Origin of the sequence: Deinococcus arcticus, from assembly GCF_003028415.1 — a bacterium.
GTDB lineage: Bacteria > Deinococcota > Deinococci > Deinococcales > Deinococcaceae > Deinococcus > Deinococcus arcticus.
Genome location: NZ_PYSV01000012.1, coordinates 81,404 through 98,530 on the forward strand (window position 1 = coordinate 81,404; position 17,127 = coordinate 98,530).

A 17,127-nucleotide genomic window follows, 5' to 3' on the forward strand; every position below is an offset into this window, starting at 1 on the left:
GAACCTGGGCGGCGCCCACCCACGGTTGAGCGCACTGGAAGCGCTTCAGGCTTGCACCGTGTACAGCGCGCTTTCGCCGCCTTGACCCGGGCGCCGGGGGCCGCTACAACGGGGGCGGCCAGCGCGGCCCCCGCGCGGGGCGGGCCCTGTCTATGCGACCCGGAAGGGGCGTGTATGCTTCGGGCAGCCAATCCACCTTAACCCCCCACATTCCCACCCGAAGGGAAGGAGACCGTCACATGCGGGCATCAGGACTCAACTGGCAGGGCCTCATGGAGCAACTCCAGCAGGCGCTGCCCTATTGCGAGGTCACGGACCAGTCCCTCGCGTATTTCAAGTACCCCAAACGCACGGTCAGCGTGAACCTGCCGGTGCGCATGGACGACGGCAGCATTCGTGTTTTCAAGGGTTACCGCACGGTGCACAGCACTTCGCGCGGGCCCAGCATGGGCGGCGTGCGCCTGCGCTCGGGGGTCAGTGCCCATGAGTGCGAGGTGCTGGCCGCCATCATGACCCTGAAAGCGGCGGTGGCCGACCTGCCGCTGGGCGGCGCCAAGGGCGGTGTGGACGTGGACCCCACGACCCTGACCCCCCATGAGCTTGAGGGCCTGACCCGGCGCTACACCAGCGAACTGGTGGAACTCATTGGGCACAACGAGGACATTCTGGCCCCGGATGTGGGCACCGACGCCCAGACCATGGCCTGGATGCTGGATACCTACACCGAGAACACCGGCACCACCAGCAACGGCGTGGTGGTGGGCAAGCCCATTCCGCTGGGCGGCAGCTACGGCAGCAAGGACGCCCGGGGCCGCTCGGCCGCGCTGGTTACGGCCCGCGTGCTGGAAGCGGCCGGCGAGAGCCTGGAGCGCGCCCGCGTGGCGGTGTACGGCTTTGGCGATGTGGGCCGCAAGGCCGCCGAGACGCTGGCCACCCAGGGCGCGCTGGTGGTGGCGGTGAGCGACCAGGACGGCGCGACTTTTGCCAGCAGTGGCCTGGACCTGGACGCCCTGGCCGCGTGGCGCGAGGAGAAAGGCACGGTGGCTGGATTTGCCACCGACATCACCCCTGAGGAAGTGACCGAGCTGGACGTGGACGCGCTGATGCTGGCCTACGACTACGGCACCATTCACGCGGGCAACGCCCACACCATCCGCGCGCGCTACGTGGTCGAAGCCACCAACCGCGCCGTGCTGCCCGAGGCCGAGCGCTTCCTGACCGGGGGCGGCGTGAAGGTGATTCCCGACCTGATCGCCAGCATTGGCGGCGTGATCGTGAACTACCTGGAATGGGTGCAGGACGCCAGCAACTTCTTCTGGATGGAAGAGGAGATTCTGGCCGCCATTGACATGCGGGTGAACGCTGCGCTGGACGCGGTGCTGGCCACGCAGCGCACCTGCCAGACCGACCTGCGCACGGCTGCCTACGCCCTGGCGCTTAACCGCCTGCACAGCGCGACTGTGATGAGGGGCGTGTACCCGTAACGCAGAGGGCCAAAGGCCGGTGGCCGATGGCCAGAAGCCGGAGCCAGAGCATTTGCTCCTGCTGTTCCTACTCCCCACACTCCACGTCCTACTTCCCCTCCGAAGGAGGCTTCCCCGCATGACCACCACGCAAGACCCCGCCAACACCGCTGGCCCCAAGACCGGCGCGCACGCCATTCCCAGCTACCTGGACCCCAACAACATCGGGCCCTACGAGATCTACCTGGAGCAGGTGGAGCGCGTCACGCCCTACCTGGGCAAGCTGGCCTACTGGGCCGAGACCCTCAAGCGCCCCAAGCGCATTCTGGTCGTGGACGTGCCCATTCACCTCGACGACGGCACGGTGGCGCACTTCGAGGGCTACCGCGTGCAGCACAACACCTCGCGCGGGCCGGCCAAGGGCGGCATCCGCTATCACCAGGACGTGACCCTCAGTGAAGTGATGGCGCTCTCGGCCTGGATGACCGTCAAGAACGCCGCCGTGAACCTGCCCTACGGCGGCGGCAAGGGCGGCATCCGCATTGACCCGCGCAAGTACTCCACCGGCGAACTCGAACGCCTGACCCGCCGTTACACCACCGAAATTGGCCTGATCATCGGGCCGGACAAGGACATTCCCGCGCCCGACGTGAACACCAACCCGCAGACCATGGCGTGGATGATGGACACCTATTCCATGAACGTGGGCCGCACCGCCACTGGCGTGGTGACGGGCAAGCCCGTGGCGCTGGGCGGCAGCCTGGGGCGCGGCGACGCCACCGGGCGCGGCGTGTTCGTCACCGGCGCCGAGGCCATGAAGAAGCTGGGCATGCCCATGCAGGGCGCGCGCATTGCGGTGCAGGGCTTCGGCAACGTGGGCGAGGCCGCCGCGCGCATCTTCCATGAGCACGGCGCCAGGGTCGTGGCCATTCAGGACGTCACGGGCACCATTGCCAGCGCCGCCGGCATTGACCCGGCTGCCGCGCTGGAGCACCTGCGCCGCACCGGCAAGATCGTGGGCCTGCCCGGCACCGAGGAACTGAAGCGCGACGAGTTCTGGGACGTGGCCTGCGACGTGCTGATTCCCGCCGCGCTGGAAAAACAGATCACCCTGGAGAATGCCGGGCGCATTCAGGCGCGGCTGATCGTGGAGGGCGCCAACGGCCCCACTGTGCCCGCCGCCGACGATCTGCTGGCCGAGCGCGGCGTGACTGTGGTGCCGGACGTGCTGGCCAACGCGGGCGGCGTGACGGTCTCGTACTTTGAATGGGTGCAGGACTTCTCCTCGTTCTTCTGGACCGAGGACGAGATCAACAAGCGCCTTGACCGCATCATGAGCGAAGCCTTCCTGAGCCTGTGGGACGTCAAGGAGCGCCACGGCGTGACCCTGCGCACGGCGGTGTACATCGTGGCCTGCACCCGCGTGCTGGAAGCCCGGGCGTTGCGGGGACTGTACCCCTAAGGGTGTAGAGGGTTGAAGGGTGATGGTTGATGGAGAAGGGCTTTTTCCATCAACCATCACCCTTTTCCCATCAACCTCAGTACAGCTTGTCCAGCACGTCATCCTTCATCACAAAGGCGTTCTCCTTGGTGGGGAACTGCCGGCCGCGCACCTCGGCGGCGTAGGTGGCAATGGCCTCGCGGGCGGCGCGGCCCAGTTCGGCGTAGCGCTTGGCGATCTTCTTCTCCTCGCCCTCATAGATCCCCAGCAGGTCGTGGGTCACCAGCACCTGACCGTCACAGTGGAGGCCAGCGCCAATGCCAATGGTGGGCATGGCCAGCCGCTCGCTGATCAGGCGCGCCAGCCGGGCGGGAATGGCTTCCAGCACCACCGAGAAAGCCCCCATGGCTTCCAGGGCCAGGGCGCCCTCCAGCGTCAGGCGGGCCGAGGCGTCGTCCTTGCCCTGCACGCGCAGGCCCCCCTGGGCGGTGGCGGTCTGCGGCATCAGGCCCACGTGGCCCATCACCGGAATGCCGTTGCGGGTCAGGGTCTGCACCACCTCCAGAATCTCGGGGGTGGCGCCTTCCATCTTGATGGCGTCGGCGCCCGTGTCCTGAATGACCCTGACCGCGTTGCGCATGGCGTCCTGCACGCCGGTGTGGTAGGTGCCAAACGGCAGGTCCACGACCATAAAGGTGTCGGGCGCCCCCCGGCGCACCGCGCGGGCGTGGTGAATCATGTCGCCCAGGGTGACGGGCGCCGTGGAGTCGTAGCCCAGCACCACGTTGCCCAGGGAGTCACCCACCAGAATCACGTCCACCCCGGCCGCCTCGGCGTGGCGGCCACCGGGGTAATCGTAGGCCGTGACCATCACCAGGGGCTGGGCCAGTGCCTGCAACTCGGGAATGCTGCGTTTCATGCCCGGCAGCGTAACAGAGGGGGGCGGGCGCGGCTGGACTGGGGCCCCCAGGGCGGGCGGCGGTGGAAACAGGCCCCCCCGGCACCAGCGCCCACCCAGCACCGGGGCCGCACGACAAAGCCCCGCCCTGGAGTGGGGGGGCTTTGTTGGGCAAGTGGCCGGAGCGCTGGGCCCACTGTTCTTTCTGGAGTCACTGTCCTGGGCTCAACCGCCCTTGATCACTTCACCCCAGCGGCCCAGCACCAGATAGATGATCCAGCCAGTGACTGCCACGTACAGCCACACCGGCACGGTCCAGCGCACCCAGGCGCGGTGCTTGTTGAAGTAGCCGCGCGCGGCGGGCGCGTCAATGTTGCCCAGGTTACCGGCCGCCTTCAGGCCCTTCCAGGCGTTCCACACGGCGCCCAGCGCCAGCGGCAGGTTGGCCGCCGCCAGAATGATGTGGCTGATCAAGAGTACGAAATAGGCCAGCCGCCACTCCTCGGGGCCCGCGTATTTCTTCTCGTAGCCCAGGGCCAGCCGGGTGAGGTACAGCACCAGAAAGATGCTGGCCAGCGTGACGGCCGTCACCATGGCGCGCATGTGGGCCTCGCGCAGGCCCCGCCGGATCAGGTACACGCCCACGCACAGGGCAATGCCGCTCAGGATGATCGTGATGACCGCCCACTGGTTGATGGTTTCCGCCATAGTCGAGCCGCAGTGTACGGGGCGCCGCACAGGGCAGGTGTCCACCCCCGGCGGGCAGGGGGGCGCAAGCACCGGGCCGGGCACCGGGGACAATTTGCTGGGGCCCGGCCCCGGTAGAATGCCGGGTGTTGACCGCCGCGCCCGCCCTGCACTGGGCCGCTGATTGGGCCGCGGGCGGCGAGGATGGTGACCATGAGTGGAACGCTGACAGTGCCCCGTGCCCAGATCGGGGCGTGGCTCCCCCGGCTGGCCTGGGCGGCGCTGGCCTACAACGTGCTGGTCATTCTGTGGGGCGCCGTGGTGCGCATCACGGGAGCCGGGGCCGGCTGCGGCGACCACTGGCCGCTGTGTAACGGCGTGGTGGTGCCCCAGAGCCCGGGGCTGCACACCGCCATTGAGTTCAGCCACCGCGTCACCAGTGCGCTGAGCGGCCTGCTGGCGATTGCGCTGGTGGCGCTGGCCACGCAGGTCACGCCCAAGGGTCACCCCGCCCGCTTTGGCGCCGGGCTCAGTCTGGGCCTGATTATCCTGGAGGGGCTGGTGGGCGCCGTGCAGGTGGTGCTGGGCCTGACCGCCGATTCGGCCCACCCGGCACGCGGTCTGATTCAGGGGGTTCACCTTGCCAACACCTTTGTGCTGCTGGGCGCCCTGCTGCTGACGGCCCTGTGGGCTGGGGGCGCGCCCCGGCTGCGGCTGCGCGCCCAGGGGCTGGTGGGCGGCTGGAGCGCCGTGGGGCTGGTGCTGCTGCTGCTGCTGGGCATGGCCGGCGCCGTGACGGCCCTGGGCGACTTGCTGTTTGTGCCCGAGGGCGGGAGCACGCCCATTGAAACCGTCAAGCGCGACTTTGGGCCCACGGCCACCCTGATCGAGAACCTGCGCGTGGTTCACCCCATGCTGGCAGTCCTGAGCAGCGCGTTTCTGGTGTGGCTGGGCGTGTTTTTGCGCCGCGAGCGCCCAGGCCCGGGTGTGGGCCGCTGGAGCGCCGTGATGTGGGCCCTGATTGGGGTGCAGATGGCAGTGGGCTTTGCCAATGTGGCCCTGAAAGCCCCGGACTGGATGCAGCTGACCCATCTGGCGCTGGCCTGCGCCCTGTGGCTGGCCACCGCCCTGATGGTCTTTCACGCCCTGACCGGGCAGCCGGCGCCCCAGAAGGACACTCTATGACCGCCAAACCCGTACCGGCCCTGCGCCCCCGCGCCACATGGCGCGACTACCTGTCGCTCACCAAGCCCAAGGTCATCAGCCTGCTGCTGTGGACCACCGTGGCGGCCATGTTCATGGCGGCGCGCGGCTGGCCGGACCTGTGGCTGCTGCTGGTGGTCAGCGTGGCGGGCTACGCCTCGGCCGGCTCGGCGGGCGTGTTCAACATGATCATCGACCGTGACATTGACCTGAAAATGGCGCGCACCGCTCAGCGGCCCACCACCAGCGGCCTGATCAGCACCCGCGACGCGGCCACCTTCGGCGCCGCCCTGCAGATTCTGTCGTTCGTGATGCTGTGGGTCTGGGCCACGCCGCTGGCCGCCTGGATGAGCCTCGCGGGCTTTGTCACCTACGTGGGGGTGTATACCGGGCTGCTCAAGCGCCACACCTGGCACAACATCGTGCTGGGCGGCGCCGCCGGCTGCTTTCCGCCGCTGGTGGGCTGGGCGGCCGTCACAGGCGACCTCAACCTGTTTGCGTGGTTTCTGTTCGCCATCATCTTCTTCTGGACCCCGGTGCATTTCTGGGCCCTGGCCCTGATGATCAAAGACGAGTACCGCGAGGTGGGCATTCCCATGCTGCCGGTGGTCCACGGCGACAAGCTCACGGTGGCCCAGATTGGCCTGTACGCCATCTACACGGTGGTGCTGTCCGTCATGCCGGTCTTCTTTCAGGAGGTGGGCGGGCTGTATTTCCTCTCGGCGCTGGGCCTGGGCGGCTGGCTGCTGGTGCTGTCGTGGCGGCTCTACCGCCATGTGATGGCCGGGCACAAGGTCGAGCGCAAGGTGGCGGTGCCGCTGTACCTGTATTCCATGCTGTACCTCGCGCTGCTGTTTGTGGCGGGCGCGGTGGACCGCGCGCTGCTGGCGTAACGCCGCGCACCCACAGGACACTTGCCTCCGCCCCCATCTGATCTCATGCGGGGCGGGGCTGACCGCTCGGTAGAATGAGCGCGCGGCCGGCAGCGCGGGGCCGGGCCCTGGTCTGGACCGCGCGGCTCCACGCAAGGGCGCGCAGAACGTTTTACACTGCGAGGAAGAGGAAAGGAGTGACGTTGAATACCACACACCGCCACAGCGGCACACGGCGATCCAGGTGGGCACTGGCCCCCCTGGCGGTTTTGGGCTCGGCCCTGCTCACCGGCTGTCAGCAGGCGCAGCAGAGCCTTTCGATTGGGGACATGGCCTCCGCGTTCAACCGGGAAATCTGGGTGATGAGCATCTGGGCCATCGCGCTGTCCATCATCATCTTCTTCGGCGTGTCGTTTGCGCTGTTCTACACGGTGCAGAAGTTCCGTGAAGACAAGCATGACGCCCCTCCCGCGCAGTTTCACGGCAACAACAAGCTGGAAGTCTGGCTGGTGGCGGTGCCGGTCGTGATCGTGATTTTCCTGAGCGTGCTGACTGTGCGCTCCATGGCGATCCTGAACCCCACCCCGGACCAGGCCACCAAGATTGACATTCTGGCCAAGCAGTTCTGGTGGAATTTCGAGTACCCCGAGGTAAAAGCCGACGCGGGCGGCGAGGTGGCCAACGGCAACGAGATGCTGATGCCCACCCGGCAGCCCGTGGCCCTGACCGTGACCAGCGGCGACGTGATTCACGGCTTCTGGGCGCCGAACATTGGGGGCCAGCGCGCCGCCATGCCGGCTGTGAACAAGACCTGGCAGGTGGACACCGACCGCGCGGGTGTGTACCAGGGCAACTGCTCGCAGCTGTGCGGGGCCAGCCACGCCAACATGCGTTACAAGGTGATTGCGCTGGACCAGGCCCGCTACGACGCCACCCTGGCCGCCATGAAGGCCTACCGCGCCCCCGAGCCTGCCCCCGGCAGCCCCGAGGAACTGGGCTACAAGCTGTTTATGCAGGGCAAGCCCGCCACGGACCCCAAGCGACCTGAAACCGGCGCCGCCTCCTGCGCGGGCTGCCACCGCGTGCAGGGCACCCCGGCCGGCGGTCAGGTGGGCCCAGACCTGAGCTTCTTTGGCACCCGCCGCACCCTGGGCGCAGGCATGTGGGAAGGGCAGAAGGCCGAGGACATGCTGATTCCGTGGCTGAAGAACAGCCCCGCCGTCAAGCCCGGCGCCCTGATGCCTCCCTACGAGAACGGCGCCGAGTACATGGTGAACGGCAAGCCGACCAAGGGCTACAGCCTGACCGATGAGGAGATCAATGCCGTGGCCGCCTATCTGCGCAGCCTGAAGCTGCCGGAAGAAGCGGACTACTGGCGTGACGTGCCGGTGATCGGCGCGTCCAGTAACGGAGGCACCCAGTGACCGTTCAGCACGCTCCCCTTCAGGAACACGGCGCCCGCCCGGGCCTGTGGCATGTCCTGAAGGATTACATGATGACCACCGATCACAAGAAGATCGGGAATCTGTACATCGGCACCAGCATCCTGGGCTTTGCCATCGCCGGGATTCTGGCAGTGCTGATTCGCCTGCAGCTGGCGGTGCCGGACAACACCTTCCTGGTGGGCAACACCTACAACCAGGTGCTGACCATCCACGCCGCCCTGATGATCTTCTTTTTCCTGATTCCCATTGGCCTGTTCGGCTTCGGGAACTGGTTTCTGCCGCTGCAGCTGGGTGTGCGGGACGTGGCCCTGCCGCGCATCAACACCTTTGCGGTGTGGCTGTTTATCTTCAGCCTCATCCTGGTGATTCTGGGCCTGGTCAACGGCGGCGCCCCCGGCGTGGGCTGGACCTTCTACTACCCGCTGTCCGTGGACGCCAACCAGACCGGCGTGTCGGTGCTGATGGTGGCGCTGACCCTCAACGGCATCGCCTCGCTGCTGGGCTCGGCCAACTTCGCCGCCACGATTGTGAACATGCGCGCCCCGGGCATGAGCCTGTGGAAGATGCCCATTTTCGTCTGGAGCATCTTTGCCACCTCCATGCTGCAGCTGATCTCGCTGGGCGGTCTGACGGCGGCGGCGCTGGTCACCTACCTGGAACTGAAGCTGGGCCTGAGCATGTTCAACTCCGGCATTGGCGGCGTGCCGGTGCTGTTCCAGCAGTTCTTCTGGTTCTACTCACACCCGGCCGTGTACGTGATGCTGCTGCCCTACCTGGGCATTGGCGCCGAGATCGCCTCCACCATGGCCCGCAAGCCGCTGTTCGGCTACCGCGTGATGGTGTACTCGATTCTGGGCATCGTGCTCGTGTCGCTGCTGGTGTGGGTTCACCACATGTTCGCCGTGGGCCTGCCCGAAGCGTGGCAGATCGCCTTTATGATCGCCACCCTGATCGTGGCGGTGCCGACCGGCGTGAAGATCTTCAACCTGATCGGTACGCTGTGGGGCGGACGCATCATCATGAAGTCGCCGACCTACTGGCTGGTGGGCTTCATCTTCAACTTCCTGATTGGTGGCATCACTGGTGTTTCGCTGGGCATGATTCCCTTCGATTACCAGGTCACCATGTCCTACTACGTGGTGGCGCACTTCCACAACGTCATGATGTTCGGCACGGCGTTCCTGGCCATGGGCGGCCTGTACTACTGGTGGCCCAAGATGACCGGGCGCTTCATGAGCGAAAAGCTGGGCCTCGTGCACTTCTGGCTGTTCATGATCGGTTCGTGGCTGACCTTCCTGCCGCAGTACATCCTGGGTCTGCTGGGTATGCCCCGGCGCTACTACACCTACCCGGCGGGCAACCTTGCCTGGACCGAGCTGAACTTCCTGTCCACCCTGGGCGCCCTGACCCTGCTGGCCGGCGGCATCGTGTGGGTCTGGAACATGCTGCAAAGTGTGCGTGGCCCGGCCACGGCCTCGCCCAATCCCTGGGGTGGCTTTACCCTGGAGTGGACGGCCGACAGCCCACCCAAGCCCTACAACTTCGCCCACGAGTTCCCCCGGTCGTTCCCCACCGAGCGCCCCCTGTACGACTGGGAGCAGAGTGGTGAGACCCTGACGCCCGTGGACCCCAAGACCATCCATCTGCCCCAGGATTCCATCTGGCCGTTCATGACGGCGGTGGGCCTGCTGCTGATGGGCTACGGTCTGAGCTTCGGCTGGTTCACGAACTACACCCCGGCGGCCGGGCTGCGGCCCTTCGGGGAAGCGGGCTTCGGCTTCCAGCTGGCCACCGTCATCCTGTACCTCAGCTTCCCGGTGTTCCTGTACAGCCTGTTCAAGTGGGCGGGCACCCGCGAATACGCTGTGCCGGTGGCCCACCACCACCTCACGAAGTACGACAACGGCTTCATGGGTATGGCGTGGTTCATCATCTCGGAAGTGGGCCTGTTCGGCGTGCTGATTGCCGGCTACGTCTACCTGCGCGTGATTGGCAACGCCGAGCCGCCTGCCCTGCGCCCCAGCATCTGGCTGGCGGCCCTGAACACCCTGGTGCTGGTGGCCAGCTCCTTTGTGATTCACCGCGCCGAGCAGGACAACCACCACGGCAAGCTCACCCGCTTCCGCATTGGCATGTTCGTGACGCTGCTGCTGGGCGCCATCTTCATGATCTTCCAGGTGTACGAGTTCGCCCTGTTCGGCGTGGAAAGTGACTGGAAACAGAACCTGTGGCAGGCGTGCTTCTTCACCATCGTGGGCCTGCACGGTCTGCACATCCTGATTGGCGGCACCGGCATCGCGCTGCCCTTCTACCAGAGCATGACCGGCAAGATGGACAAGTACAACCACGGCTCCATTACCCCTGCCAGCCTGTACTGGCACCTGGTGGACGTGGTGTGGCTGCTGATCGTGGCCATCTTCTACGCCTGGTAAGCACCAACAGTCTGGGAGGCGCCCTGCCACAGGGCGCCTCTTTGCTGTGGGCTGGGAGAGGGCGTGGCGGCGCCGCCCCCTATCCCCCAGGCCAGATCAGGGCAGCATGGTCAGTTGCTGGCCATCTGAGGGGCAGATCAAGGGCGAAGTCAGGACCTTCCAGCCGGCGTACGGGCACCACGCCCACGCCACTGCCACAGATCCAGGCCCGGGTGACGCCCGGCAGTTCGTTCGTCTGAACAGGCCGCTGGGTGAACGCCTGCCCCGCCAGCCACGCCGAGCGGGTCAGGCCCGGCAGGCCGCCCGCAGGCACCACAAGTGCGCCGCCCAGTTCCAGGACAGGGGAGGTGCGTGCCCCGTCCACCAGTTGACCCCCGGTATCCGTCAGCCAGCCCTCGAAGGCTGGGGCGGCTTCCTGCAGGGCCAGCCGGTAGGGCAGATAATTGCCGGTTTTGTGGCCGGCCAGCTGCGGGTGCGTCTGCACGGTGGTCAGGCGTACCGTGACTCCCCTTTCAGGCCGGGGGCCAGGGGTCAGCGGGGCATGGGACCAGAAGGTGTCCTCCTCTGTGACAGTCACGCGCAGCAGGCCCCAGGGGAGCGGGAGCAGCGGCGGTAGGTCAGGGGCGGGTGCTGGCAGACCCAGCGCCATACAGGTGCCGCGCAGCCGGGCCAGATGCTCGGGCCACAGCAGCGCTGTGCCGTGCCGGGTGCGCACCGTGGTAAAGGCGCTGATGCCGTGAAGCCACGCCGGGGCCTTCAGCTCGTCGGGCAGGGGCTTCATGCCTGTGGCCAGCGGGCGGCCAGCCTCAGCCAGTTGCCCAGCAGCACGCGCCCGGCGGGGCTCAGCACGCTTTCAGGGTGAAACTGCACGCCCCAGGCAGGCTGCCCCGGCACTTCCAGGGCCATGGCCTCGCCGTCTGCGCTGGTGGCGGTGATCAGGGCGCCGGGCAGCCCGCGCACCACCAGCGAGTGGTAGCGCCCGAAGGGGGCCGCCTGCGGCACCCCGGCAAAGAGGCCGGTGCCAGCGTGCCGCACATATTCTGGGCGGCCGTGCACCGGCTGCGCGCGCACGACCTGCCCGCCCAGCACCTGCCCCAGCGCCTGGTGGCCCAGGCACACGCCCAGCAGGGGCACCTGCCCCTCCAGGCAGGCCCGGGTGAGGGCCAGGGTGCAGCCGCTCGTGTCCGGTGTGCCGGGGCCGGGGCCCACCAGCACCGCGTCCGGGCGGGTGGCCAGCAGGGCGGCGGCGTCCTCGTGCTGTGACCACACGTCCACCTGGGCGCCCAGGGCCAGCAGGTCGTGGGCCAGATTCCAGGTAAAGGAGTCGCGGTTGTCCAGCAGCAGCACCCTCAGGCGGGTGTGCTCCAGCGCCGGGGGTGGGGCCCAGGGCTGGCCCGGCACCGGGAGCGCGGGGGCCTGCGCGGGGCGGCCCGGCACCCCGGACAGCACCGACAGCAGGGCCTGGGCCTTGTGCACCGTTTCCCGGGCCTCGCGCGCGGGGTCGGCGTCAATCACGGTGCCGCCGCCCGCGCGCACCTCCACGGTCCAGCCCTGCGGCGTGCGGGTAAAAGCCGCCGTGCGAATCAGGATGTTCAGGTCCACCGCCGCGCCACTGACCAGCCCCAGGCCACCGGTGTACCAGCCGCGCGGCCCCGGTTCCAGGGCCGCAATCGCCTCCATCACCCGTTCCTTGGGCGCGCCTGTGATGGTGCCGCCGGGAAAGGTAGCGGCCAGCACGTCCTGCAGGACAACGCCGGGGCGGGCCTGGGCCGTCACCTCCGACACCAGGTGCATCACGTGGCTGTAGCGCTCCACCAGCATCAGGTCCGGCACGGTCACGGTGCCCGGCGCCGCCACCCGGCCCAGGTCATGGCGCACGAGATCCACCAGCATGGTGTGCTCGGCCACCTCCTTGGGACTGCTTCTCAGCTCGGCTTCAAAGGCGGCGTCCTCTGCGGGCGTGTCGCCCCGGCGGCGGGTGCCCGCAATGGGGCGGGCGCTCAGTTGCCCCCCGGCCCAGCGCACCAGCCGCTCCGGACTGCACGACACCACCACTTCCTCGCCAAAGTCGGCGTAGGCCATGAACGGACTGGGGTTGACCTCGCGCAGCCGCAGGTAGGCGGCCAGAGGCTCGCCCTGAGCCCCGGCCCGTACGCCGCGCGAGAGGTTGACCTGATAGACCTCGCCCGCCCGGATCAACTCCTGCACGGCGCGCACCCCGGCGGGGTAATCCACGTCGTCGGCGCCGAAGGGGCCCACGCTCAGGGTGGGTTCAGGGCCCGGGTCAGCGCCCAGCAGCCCGGCCCAGTCCACATGCGGCTCGCCCACCACGGCCAGGGTACCCGCCTGCCGGTCCCACACCAGCCCGGAGGAGTAAAAGCCCCACCACATGGCCTGCCCCTGGGGGGCGTGGGTGGGCAGGCCAAACGCACGCGCCGCCTCGTACTTCAGGCCGCCCAGCCACGCGGGGAAGAAGGTCTGGCCTTTGGGGGGGGTGGGCAGGTCGCGGCGCACCGCCCCGGGCCACGCGCTCAGAAAGGTCCAGCGGCTGTCCGGCGTGACAGGGCCCAGAGATTCCAGCAGCACGAGGCCCGGGGCGCCGGCGGCGTGCAGGCGGCGCAGGGCGTCGGCGGGGGAGAGGGTGGAGGGGAGAAGGGCGGTCACGGGGGGATTGTAGCGGGGGGGGATGGGGGCATTGGCTGCGGTCAGCCCCCCAGAGGGGCAGGGAGAGCGGCGCTGCGCTGGGCAAGAGTTTCGACTGAAGTTGGCGGGTTCGCTCCGTTCGGTCACGTGTCCGGCTTCGACGCCCTCCTCCGCCTTCGCGCCATGGCCCGCGCGCTCCGCGCACGACGGCCTCGTCTGGACCTGGGCCGTGGTGGGGCAAGACGTCTTGGTGCGGCCCAGAAGGTTCTCCTTTTCAAAAGACATGAGGTGGAGGCGAGGAGGGGTGGGGAACGGTTGTGCGCTTATGGGGTGCTTAAGAGGAGGGGCAGGGTCATCACCCACTGGGGGCCGGCAGGGCCCTGGCGCTCGCCGAGCAGGGCAAAGCCGGCGCGGTCGTAGGTGCGCCGGGCGGCGGGGTTGCGCTGGTTAACGGCCAGCACCACACGCCGCGCCTGAGGAAAATGCCTGGGGACAAAACTGGGCAGGGCGCGCATGGCTGCCGTGCCCAGGCCGCGTCCCTGCTCGCGGGCGTCCACGCTCAGGGCGCTGAGGGCCACGGCGCCGGGGTCGGGCTGCGGCAGGTATTTGTCACAGTGGGCGCCCACCGACAGAGCAAACAGGCCCACCGGGCACCGGGCGTTCGCCGTCCAGAAGAGCCACCGCCAGCCGGTCTGGGTCCGCCTGCACCTGGGTCAGCAGGTCACGGGGATGAGCGGTAAAGGCCAGTGGCTCTGGGGACAGCACCAGGTTCAGCAGCGCGGCTTCAAAGGCCGGTTGAAAGGGCTCAAGGCGGAGCGTCATCGGCGTATGGTGGCATGGCGCTCGGGGATTGGGCGCCAGCTTTCTGTGCCTCATACGGATTCCGTCTGTAAAGCCCACAATCCGGAACAGAACCGGATTGCTAAGTACGTTGCACCTCACGTTACGACTTTGCAGGAGAGCACCGCAAAGTCTCCACTCCCGGTGCAACGTACTTTTTTCGATACTCGCTCCGCTCGGTTGATCTAAAGATCAACAGCGAGCTACTTAACTCCACGCCTGGAACCCATTTTTCTCCTCGCTCCGCTCGGATTTCATCCGGCAGAATGCTGGATTCAATCGGAGTCCGTCTCAGAAGGGTTGGCAGAAGGTTTTCGCGTCAGAACCTCTGAATAAACGTCTTCCAGCCGTCGAAAGTGCGCCGTGTGTCCTGGTTGGCCAGGCGAATCTGCACAATCTGGGCGTTGGTGGGGTCGGCGCGGCCCGCCGCCTTGAAGGCGCGGCGGATCAGGGCGGCGAATTCGGCTTCGTTGCCGGCGGCCAGCACCCAGTCCTGGGCGGCGCGCATGACCTCCTGGTAGGTGGTGCCGTTGGCCTTGATATTGGCCTGCCAGTACGTCAGGTCGGCGGTGCTGGCCGTGCGGCCCAGGCTGCGCATGAACGCCGCGCGAATCAGGCCCTCGCGGGCGCCGTCAATCTGGGGGTCTTGCAGGTAGGTGCGGGTAAAGGCCAGCAGGCTGCTGTAGGTGCTGTCGGGTTTCTGTGCCAGCTTGCCCAGCAGTTTGAAAAAGGGATTGTTCGGGTGCGGGGTGCCGCCCATCGCATCGAAAAAGACGCGCCGGGTCAGGTCGGTCAGGATGGCGGCCGCGCCGGGGGCATGCAGGTTGCGGGTGAGTTCGGCGCGCACCTGGTTTTCCTGGGTCGCGCTCAGAGCGTCGTCGCGGTAGCCGCGCGTGGCCCACAGGCTGCGCTCCTGCACACTGCTGGGGCGCCCCAGCACCTCGCGGTAGATGGCGTCCACCTGTCCGTTCGTGGCCAGGCCCCCCGTGGCCTCCAGGCTGCAGATGAACAGAAAGCAACTGGCCCCGGCGGGTGCCAGCGTGGTCAGGGTCAGGGCGCCAAGGGCGGTCAGTGCCGCGCGGCGAAGGCTCTGGGTGTTCATGGCGGCAGGGTACAGGTGGGGGCGTTGCGTGGGCGTTTCGTGGAAGGACCTTCCAGGAAACCCTTACGGTCTATCCGGGTTTATCGGGGTACACTGGGGCCATGTGGGTGTCCACCAAAGCGCAATACGGGCTGCGCGCCCTGATCGAGATCGCGCGGCGGGGCGGCGAGGCTGTGCCCCTCAAAGACGTCTCGGAACGCCAGGGCATCAGCCAGCATTACCTGGAACAGATTGCCAGCAACCTGCGCCGCGCCGGCTTTATTCGCAGCATTCGCGGCGCGCACGGCGGGTACCGTCTGGCCCGGCCGCCGCACGAGATCAACGCCTATGACGTGGTGACCGCCATGGAAGGCAGCATCGCCCCGGTGTCGTGCGTGGAAGATGACCACGTGTGCGAGAGCCAGAATGTCTGCGGCACCCAGAGCCTGTGGCACCGCGTGGACGCCGCGCTGCGCGAGGTGCTGGGCGGCACCACCCTGGCTGATCTGATGGTGGAAAGCGAACGTCAGCAGCATGCGCGGCTGGTGCAGCTGGAGGGCAGTTACCCCCATCCGGGTTGATGGTTGAAGGGAGATGGTTGATGGAATGGCTTAAGTCCCTCCATCAACCATCCACTATCTTCCCTGTGTGTACCGCTCGCTGCTGAAACCGCTGCTCTTCCACCTCGACGCTGAAGACGCCCACCACCTCACCCTGGCGGGTCTGGAAGCCGCCTCAAAGGTGCCGCTGTGGCCACAGGCGGCGCGTGCCCTGACGGTGCCGGGCGGCGCGGCGCTGGCGCATAACCTGTGGGGACAGACCTTCGCCTCGCCCGTGGGGCTGGCGGCGGGCCTGGACAAGAACGGGGTGGCGGTGCCCGCCTTCAGCGCGCTGGGCTTTGGGTTTATAGAAGTGGGCACGGTGACGCCCCAGCCGCAGCCAGGCAACGACCGCCCCCGGCTGTTTCGCCTGCCCCCTGACGAGGCGCTGATCAACCGCATGGGCTTTAACAACGGCGGCGCGGCGGCCCTGTATGCCCGCCTGGATGCCCTGGGCGCCCGCCCGGCGCCTGTCTGGGTGAATATCGGCAAGAACAAGGCCACGCCCAACGAGGCCGCCGCGCAGGACTACCGCCGCTGTGTGGCCGCCCTGCAAGGGGTGGCCGACGCCTTCGTGGTCAATGTCAGCAGCCCCAACACGCCGGGCCTGCGCGCCCTGCAGGCCGCCGATGAGCTGGGCGCCCTGGTGCGCGAGGTGCTGGATGAAGTGGAGGCGGGCCGCGTGCGCACCACCCGCCGGCCCCCCGTACTGGTGAAGCTGGCCCCCGACCTGCACCCCGCCGACTTTGAGGCCAGTGTGGACGCGGTGGTGGGCGCCGGCGCGGCAGGCCTGATCATCAGCAACACCACCCTGGCGCGGGATGGCCTGAGTCACCCTGCCCAGAACGAAGCCGGCGGTCTGAGCGGGCGCCCCCTCACGGCACGGTCCACCGAACTGGTGCGCGAGGCCTATCGCCTGACCAGGGGCCGCGTGCCTATCGTGGGTGTGGGCGGTATTTTCACTGCCCAGGACGCCTATGACAAGATTCGCGCCGGAGCCAGCCTCGTTGAAGTGTATTCCGCCCTGATCTACCGGGGCCCGGGCCTTGTGCGCGAACTGAACACCGGCCTGACCGAACTGCTGCGCCGCGATGGCGTGGGCCACGTGACAGAGGCAGTGGGGATGGACGTTACAGGTTAAAGGTAGACGGTGAACAGCTGTTTCCATCAACTGTCAACTGTTCGCCATCAACCCTAATGTCCGCTCGTCGCCTTCAGGCCCACAATGGCCACCACCATCAGCACCATGAAAAAGAGGCGCGGCGCGGTGGCGGGTTCCTGAAACAGCACGATGCCCAGAATGGCCGCGCCCACCGCGCCGATACCCACCCAGACGCCATACGCCGTACCGATAGGCAGCGTTTTGGCCGCCAGCCCCAGCAGGCCCATGCTGGCCACCATGCTCAGGAGGGTCAGCGCCGTGGGCAGGGGCCGGGTAAAGCCCTCCGTGTATTTCAGGCCAATGGCCCAGCCAATCTCCAGCAAACCTGCGATCACCAGCAACATCCATGCCATGACGAGAC

General features: G+C 67.6%; 16 protein-coding genes. 8 read left to right on the forward strand and 8 right to left on the reverse strand.

What is annotated here, in order from left to right; translation table 11 throughout:
- Window positions 1–239: 239 nt before the first annotated feature.
- Together C8263_RS12780 and C8263_RS12785 are read left to right on the forward strand one after the other, a co-directional pair.
- Complete coding sequence (locus C8263_RS12780) at window positions 240–1,484, forward strand: Glu/Leu/Phe/Val family dehydrogenase (RefSeq protein ID WP_107138517.1); 1,245 nt, start codon at window positions 240–242, stop codon at window positions 1,482–1,484.
- A gap of 118 nt (window positions 1,485–1,602) precedes the next feature.
- Complete coding sequence (locus C8263_RS12785) at window positions 1,603–2,925, forward strand: Glu/Leu/Phe/Val family dehydrogenase (RefSeq protein ID WP_107138518.1); 1,323 nt, start codon at window positions 1,603–1,605, stop codon at window positions 2,923–2,925.
- Between the two features lie 76 nt (window positions 2,926–3,001).
- On the opposite strand, the gene panB is transcribed toward C8263_RS12785, so the two are convergent.
- Both panB and C8263_RS12795 read right to left on the reverse strand, forming a co-directional pair.
- On the reverse strand, window positions 3,002–3,823 hold the full coding sequence (gene panB / locus C8263_RS12790) for a 3-methyl-2-oxobutanoate hydroxymethyltransferase (RefSeq protein WP_107138519.1): 822 nt from the start codon (window positions 3,821–3,823) through the stop codon (window positions 3,002–3,004).
- Window positions 3,824–4,027: 204 nt separating this feature from the next.
- Window positions 4,028–4,510 (reverse strand): DUF420 domain-containing protein, encoded by a 483-nt coding sequence (locus tag C8263_RS12795; RefSeq protein WP_107138520.1) that lies wholly within the window; start codon window positions 4,508–4,510, stop codon window positions 4,028–4,030.
- A 192-nt stretch (window positions 4,511–4,702) separates the two neighbouring features.
- Here C8263_RS12795 and C8263_RS12800 point away from each other — a divergent pair, with 192 nt between their 5' ends.
- The 4 genes from C8263_RS12800 to C8263_RS12815 all read left to right on the forward strand — a co-directional run bounded on the left by C8263_RS12800 (window position 4,703) and on the right by C8263_RS12815 (window position 10,441).
- Entirely contained in the window at window positions 4,703–5,674 is a 972-nt protein-coding gene (locus C8263_RS12800; RefSeq protein ID WP_107138576.1) for a COX15/CtaA family protein, read from the forward strand.
- A complete protein-coding gene (locus C8263_RS12805; RefSeq protein ID WP_107138521.1) occupies window positions 5,671–6,585 on the forward strand; it encodes a heme o synthase in 915 nt (304 codons plus the stop codon). The genes C8263_RS12800 and C8263_RS12805 overlap by 4 nt, the downstream gene beginning before the upstream one ends.
- A 182-nt stretch (window positions 6,586–6,767) precedes the next feature.
- Window positions 6,768–7,988, forward strand: coding sequence for a cytochrome c oxidase subunit II (gene coxB, locus C8263_RS12810; protein WP_408608063.1), 1,221 nt, complete (start codon window positions 6,768–6,770; stop codon window positions 7,986–7,988).
- Window positions 7,985–10,441 (forward strand): cbb3-type cytochrome c oxidase subunit I, encoded by a 2,457-nt coding sequence (locus C8263_RS12815; RefSeq protein WP_107138523.1) that lies wholly within the window; start codon window positions 7,985–7,987, stop codon window positions 10,439–10,441. Before coxB ends, C8263_RS12815 begins: the two co-directional genes overlap by 4 nt.
- A gap of 79 nt (window positions 10,442–10,520) precedes the next feature.
- Here C8263_RS12815 and C8263_RS12820 read toward each other — a convergent pair whose 3' ends face one another.
- The 5 genes from C8263_RS12820 to C8263_RS12835 form a co-directional block, all read right to left on the reverse strand.
- Window positions 10,521–11,222 (reverse strand): aminotransferase class IV, encoded by a 702-nt coding sequence (locus tag C8263_RS12820; protein ID WP_107138524.1) that lies wholly within the window; start codon window positions 11,220–11,222, stop codon window positions 10,521–10,523.
- On the reverse strand, window positions 11,219–13,105 hold the full coding sequence (locus C8263_RS12825) for a chorismate-binding protein (RefSeq protein ID WP_107138525.1): 1,887 nt from the start codon (window positions 13,103–13,105) through the stop codon (window positions 11,219–11,221). The genes C8263_RS12820 and C8263_RS12825 overlap by 4 nt, the downstream gene beginning before the upstream one ends.
- Window positions 13,106–13,407: 302 nt before the next feature.
- Complete coding sequence (locus C8263_RS19665; protein WP_233218800.1) at window positions 13,408–13,710, reverse strand: GNAT family N-acetyltransferase; 303 nt, start codon at window positions 13,708–13,710, stop codon at window positions 13,408–13,410.
- On the reverse strand, window positions 13,694–13,906 hold the full coding sequence (locus tag C8263_RS19670; RefSeq protein ID WP_233218801.1) for a hypothetical protein: 213 nt from the start codon (window positions 13,904–13,906) through the stop codon (window positions 13,694–13,696). The genes C8263_RS19665 and C8263_RS19670 overlap by 17 nt, the downstream gene beginning before the upstream one ends.
- Before the next feature lie 337 nt (window positions 13,907–14,243).
- Window positions 14,244–15,026, reverse strand: coding sequence for a hypothetical protein (locus tag C8263_RS12835; protein ID WP_107138526.1), 783 nt, complete (start codon window positions 15,024–15,026; stop codon window positions 14,244–14,246).
- A gap of 101 nt (window positions 15,027–15,127) precedes the next feature.
- Between C8263_RS12835 and C8263_RS12840 the strand changes: the two genes are divergently transcribed.
- Window positions 15,128–15,586, forward strand: a complete 459-nt coding sequence (locus C8263_RS12840; RefSeq protein ID WP_107138527.1) for an RrF2 family transcriptional regulator — start codon at window positions 15,128–15,130, stop codon at window positions 15,584–15,586.
- Between the two features lie 67 nt (window positions 15,587–15,653).
- Complete coding sequence (locus C8263_RS12845) at window positions 15,654–16,745, forward strand: quinone-dependent dihydroorotate dehydrogenase (protein ID WP_107138528.1); 1,092 nt, start codon at window positions 15,654–15,656, stop codon at window positions 16,743–16,745.
- Window positions 16,746–16,798: 53 nt separating this feature from the next.
- Here C8263_RS12845 and C8263_RS12850 read toward each other — a convergent pair whose 3' ends face one another.
- Entirely contained in the window at window positions 16,799–17,119 is a 321-nt protein-coding gene (locus tag C8263_RS12850; protein ID WP_107138529.1) for a DMT family transporter, read from the reverse strand.
- Window positions 17,120–17,127: the final 8 nt, after the last annotated feature.